The 3710-nt window shown below is 60.2% G+C and carries 5 protein-coding genes and 1 pseudogene; 1 reads left to right on the top strand and 5 read right to left on the bottom strand.

The features are described 5' to 3' along the window. Positions 1-91: 91 nt before the first annotated feature. The 5 genes from XAXN_RS18820 to XAXN_RS18800 form a co-directional block, all read right to left on the bottom strand. Positions 92-1498: a VirB4 family type IV secretion/conjugal transfer ATPase gene (locus XAXN_RS18820; protein WP_241148207.1), complete on the bottom strand. Its 1407-nt coding sequence runs from the start codon at positions 1496-1498 to the stop codon at positions 92-94. Then, complete coding sequence (locus XAXN_RS18815) at positions 1488-1820, bottom strand: VirB3 family type IV secretion system protein (RefSeq protein ID WP_054320662.1); 333 nt, start codon at positions 1818-1820, stop codon at positions 1488-1490. The genes XAXN_RS18820 and XAXN_RS18815 overlap by 11 nt, the downstream gene beginning before the upstream one ends. Positions 1821-1836: 16 nt before the next feature. After that, entirely contained in the window at positions 1837-2130 is a 294-nt protein-coding gene (locus tag XAXN_RS18810) for a TrbC/VirB2 family protein (RefSeq protein WP_054320661.1), read from the bottom strand. Between the two features lie 2 nt (positions 2131-2132). Further along, complete coding sequence (locus XAXN_RS18805; RefSeq protein ID WP_054320660.1) at positions 2133-2387, bottom strand: hypothetical protein; 255 nt, start codon at positions 2385-2387, stop codon at positions 2133-2135. Positions 2388-2470: 83 nt separating this feature from the next. Beyond that, on the bottom strand, positions 2471-3283 hold the full coding sequence (locus XAXN_RS18800) for a lytic transglycosylase domain-containing protein (protein WP_054320659.1): 813 nt from the start codon (positions 3281-3283) through the stop codon (positions 2471-2473). A gap of 247 nt (positions 3284-3530) precedes the next feature. Here XAXN_RS18800 and XAXN_RS18795 point away from each other — a divergent pair. Beyond that, positions 3531-3710 (top strand): annotated as a pseudogene (locus XAXN_RS18795) (hypothetical protein); the annotation flags it as partial.

The raw sequence follows: 3710 nt of genomic DNA, 5'->3' as shown, positions 1-3710 counted from the left end.
GTTGCCCACATGAAGCACAGAGGCCTCCCAACAGAGGCCTCGATCACCGGGATTGCCCTGAATGGGCAAAGCGATCTACGCGCCCCATCGTCTATGTGCATCCAACCTCCCGCGAAACGCGGGAACGGGGCTTGATCAGCGTTGCCCTAAGGAAATTCTGCGACGAAATCGGCGCAGGACGCGGGCGGTACTTCCAGTTGCACGGCAGCTGCGCCCAGTACGCGGCTTCCAGCGCCAGGCCGACCACCTGGGGAACGATGGCTACGTCGAAGAAGGCCGAGCGCGCTTTTTCCAGCAGATCGCGGGTTTCGGCCGGCGTGTCGCCGAAGACGGTCAGCGTGGCGTGATGCTCGCCAAAGGCGAACTCGCCGGCCATAAGCTGGTCCAGCGCGAAGGACAGTTCCCGGACCTGGTTGCCGGACGGATCGTTGGAGTCCACCAGGTGTTGCCGGTGGCGTTCCAGCTGGCCCCTGGCCGCGTGCCGCGACAGCAGCGAAAAACTTTGGGTCAGCACGCACTCATACGGCGTTTTCAGGAACTTGTTGAGGTGGCCCGGCTCGCTGCGCTTCTCGTAGTCGAAGACCTCCACTATGCCGAAGAAGCGCGTGCGCGTGGGCGTGCGAATCTCGCCCAACTCGCCCCAGGACGAGAAATTGATGCGGTTCTGCGGCATCGTTTCGCGGAAGTGCTGGAAGGTGACCGGCATCGGCAGCTGTTCGCCGTTGACCAGGCGGGCCAGGAACTCGGCGGGCCGCGAGTAGAGATACACGGGCAGATCGTCGGCCGCCGCCCCGGCTTCCGCGAAGGCCAGTTCGCTACGGTCGTCGTTGGGCTGGCGGGGGAACCTGGCCCGATTGCGCTCCCACCAAGCGGCCAACTCGATGCGCTGTTCCTCCTGATGCATGGAGCCATCGTCGGCCGTCACGTCGGCCAGCGCGTGGACGCACTTGTAGGTGCCCAGCACTTCGGGGCCGTAGCGCTTGAGCGACGACAGGAACAGGCGTTGCAGTTCTTCCAGGTCCTTCACCGCGGACTGCTGGCGTTCGACCTTCTCTTGCGTGCTTTGCTTCTCAAACTTGGCCAGGATCGCCAGCGTCTTGTCAGGCATCGCACGATGGATCACGGTCAAATAAAGCTCGTTCACCATGAGCGACTTCTCGGTGAACATGCCCCGGTATTTCTTGTCGAATTGCGCGCAAAAGGTGTTGTCGTAGTGCGCCTCGGGATACTCCGTCACCCGGCGGCGGACCATGTGGGTCCACAGCGCCAGGTGGTCGGAGGCCACGCCCTTGAACACGGTGTTCAGGTCGCACACCCAGTTCATAAGCGTTTCGTAGTCGGCGCTAAGGTGCGAGCGGCCGGCCAGCTTGAACACGGTCAGCAGGTCGCCGGCCGCGGTTCCCAGGATCGTGTCGGTGACGTGCCTGGTGTACGGGATGAAGCTGGAAATGCCCTTCTCGGCGTCCAGTTCCTTTCTCGCGGCAATTTCAGCGGACATAGTTTTTCCTTTTGCGCTTGTACGTAGCCGGCGCATACGACGAGGCGTTCCAGAACCTCTTGTTGGTGTTGCGGAGCTTGGTGTCGATCCACAGGCCCCAAATGCCGAACGCCTTGTCGTCGTGCTTGACGATTTGCCGCATGACGAAAATGATCGGGATGAGCAGCAGCCAGCAGAAAATGCTTACCGTCATCGCCACGATAAAGACGCAGAAAACGGCGAGAATCAAAGGAAGCAAAGGCGCCCCCATGAACATGGGAGTGCGCGTTGCGCCTTTGTACAGTGGGAACGACGTTGCAGGCTTGTTGTCGTTGTCGTCCATGTTCGTCACCCGAACTTTAGGTGACGAACAGCGCAACGATTTCAGAGACGGAGCCGGCGAAGATCAGGCCCACGATCCACTTGATGAAACCCTCTTTCTGGATCACGTTGAACCAGTAGAGCATGACCAGAACCAGGCCGGCGCAGATGGCGATGATGGGAATGAAGGCCAACAGGTTGTCCTTGAGCAAGGTCAGGAAACCTTTGGCCTTGGCCAGCCCTTGGGCGTGGGCGTCGGCGGCAACAAATGCCAGGAGCAGGTAGGAAGCGACAGCAGTCCTGTAATAGGCGAAACGTGCGGTGCCTTTCATATCTACCTCAGTTGGAAGTGTCCTTTTTGTACGTTGTAGTGGTCGCGTAGAAACCGGAACATTGCGCGTGGATCGCTCCATTCCCGCTTCCGCCCCCTTTGGCTCACAAGCCGGTATTCCGATACCGACCCGTCCTTGTGATTGCGCACGTGCAGAACAAACGTCCACGCGCGTTCCTTTGTTTCGATTACCATGCATTCCTCGATGGTGCTTTGAGAAAGAAGCAGATCGAGTTCCGGCGATTGAACAAGCTTCATTGGTGGCGCTCCCGTTGGCCGTGGTAAACGAGCCAGCGTAAGCGCAGCCTTGGGGTTTGTCCTTTTCAAAGTTGACATTATGACTAGTCATTTTTCAACATCCGATCCGTGAGAGTTATCGGTAGCCCCTCCTCTGCTGATGGCGTGGTAACCGCTACGGCTGCGGCTGTTTCGCTTTGCATTTCGCGTTCCATGCGCGCCCTGGCGGAAGCCCGGCCGAAGGCGTCGCTGCGCCCCCGGCCAAAAGTGTCATGGGCAACGTCGGGGGCGAGCCGCGGGGTCGGCGGGGTGGTTCCTGCGACCGTGGCCACCGCCGGTTCGGGGGATAGGCCATCGGGAAGCAGCGCCGGGACCACGGCCGCAGGAGTCGTGCCGGCAGAGCGTTCGACGCGGCCGACATAGCCATTGGCATGCCCGCGCGTGAAGTTGCCGGTGTTGTAGCAGGACAGCGCATTGCGCAGCGCCGCTTGATCGTTCGGTTCGCCATCGGAGGCGCGCACGAAGCATCCGGTCAGGACACGGGCCGCCGCCTTCAGGTTGGCGCACGCCTCAAACACTTCCGTCCAGGCCATGCCGAACTTACGGACGTTCGTGCTGTTGATTTGTCCCAGGCCGGAATCGAAGTTGTAACCGTTGGCCAACAGGTATTCGGCCGTGGCGATGGCTTCTGCCTGGTTCGCCGGCTGGCGCGGCAATTGCCGGCTGCCGTTGATGTTGATGGCGTAGGGCCGGAAGCTGGATTCGGTCTTAACGACTGCGGCGAGGGTGGCGGGGTGGACGCTCGGTGCACATTGACGGGCCTGGGCTTCAAAATCCTGAACGGACTGTGCGGGCGCGTTTGGTGCGATCATCGCGCTGAACAACCCGGTCAGAAGTGCCAGAATTCGGAGTGCCATTGGCTAAATTCGTTTATGCGTAATTGAAATTACGATCCATCGTTTATCAAGATTCGATGGTTGTCAACAGGCGCCCCAGCTGGATCCACCCGAAATCCGGGCAAGCGGGAACGGCCCAAGCACAGCCTGGGTGCATAGGTAGGAAATGAAAATTGGGAAATTTACGAGTGCGAACTAGCGCCGCTGTCTTGGCCAGGCGCACCGGCCGGAACTTAGAGCCAGACATGCCCTGCGCCGGAGCGCTGTCATGATGGTGGCCAAGATCGACCCCGCCTCAAATCTGGCGACGCTAGCGCGAATCAATCCAGCCTCGGCGGTAAACTATGCCGACGCTATCCTTCTAGAGCTGGACGAAATCGTGAAGCGCAGCACCGTCGCCGATTCGACAACAAGTGCCGAGGAACTATATGCGCAGGTGCATGCTCTC

Source organism: Xanthomonas axonopodis, assembly GCF_001304695.1.
GTDB classification, from domain to species: domain Bacteria; phylum Pseudomonadota; class Gammaproteobacteria; order Xanthomonadales; family Xanthomonadaceae; genus Xanthomonas; species Xanthomonas axonopodis.
The sequence above is the reverse complement of the archived record's forward strand: the minus strand, read 5'-3'. Positions and strand labels throughout refer to the sequence as shown.

Bases quoted from the DNA above. Each gene is read 5' to 3' on its own strand.
- XAXN_RS18810 (WP_054320661.1), bottom strand. From the start codon at position 2,130: ATGAAAGGCACCGCACGTTTCGCCTATTACAGGACTGCTGTCGCTTCC.
- XAXN_RS18820 (WP_241148207.1), bottom strand. From the start codon at position 1,498: ATGTCCGCTGAAATTGCCGCGAGAAAGGAACTGGACGCCGAGAAGGGC.
- XAXN_RS18815 (WP_054320662.1), bottom strand. From the start codon at position 1,820: ATGGACGACAACGACAACAAGCCTGCAACGTCGTTCCCACTGTACAAA.
- XAXN_RS18800 (WP_054320659.1), bottom strand. From the start codon at position 3,283: ATGGCACTCCGAATTCTGGCACTTCTGACCGGGTTGTTCAGCGCGATG.
- XAXN_RS18805 (WP_054320660.1), bottom strand. From the start codon at position 2,387: ATGAAGCTTGTTCAATCGCCGGAACTCGATCTGCTTCTTTCTCAAAGC.